Source organism: Rhodococcus sp. LB1, from assembly GCF_001583455.1.
In the GTDB taxonomy this organism is placed as follows: Bacteria; Actinomycetota; Actinomycetes; order Mycobacteriales; family Mycobacteriaceae; genus Rhodococcus_F; species Rhodococcus_F opacus.
In genome coordinates, this window is the sequence record NZ_LTCZ01000433.1 from 1811 (window position 1) to 2324 (window position 514).

General features: G+C 67.9%; 1 protein-coding gene. It reads left to right on the forward strand.

All coding sequences use genetic code 11. The features are described from left to right. Positions 1 to 514 (forward strand): UPF0182 family protein (locus tag AZG88_RS45615; RefSeq protein ID WP_197488041.1); only part of this gene is annotated, 514 nt, incomplete at both ends.

A 514-nucleotide genomic window follows, 5' to 3' on the forward strand; every position in this document is an offset into this window, starting at 1 on the left:
GCCGCGGCGGGCCCGGGTCACGATCATGGTGACGGTGGCTCTCGTTGCGTTGCTGGTGATCGGGCCGCGTCTGGTCTTGGTGTACACGGATTGGCTGTGGTTCGGTGAGGTCGGCTACCGCCGCGTGTGGGGGACCGTCCTGGTCACCCGGCTGATCCTGTTCACGGCGGTGACGCTGCTGGTGGGTGCGGTGATCTCCGTGGCCATGGTGTGGGCGTACCGGTCCCGCCCATTGTTCGCGGCCGAGGCCTCGGCCGCGGCTGAAGCGAAGGATCCGCTCGAGCGGTATCGGACGGTGGTGCTGCGCCGCCCGCGGTCGTTCACGGTGGGGATCGCGCTGCTGCTGGCGCTGCCGTTCGGGCTGCACGCGCAGGCGAGTTGGGAGACGGTGCAACTGTTCCTGCACGGCGGCGGCTTCGGTACCGTGGACGCGGAGTTCGGGTACGACATCGGCTTCTATGTCTTCGACCTGCCGTTCTACCGGATGATCCTGACGTGGCTGTTCATCGCGGTG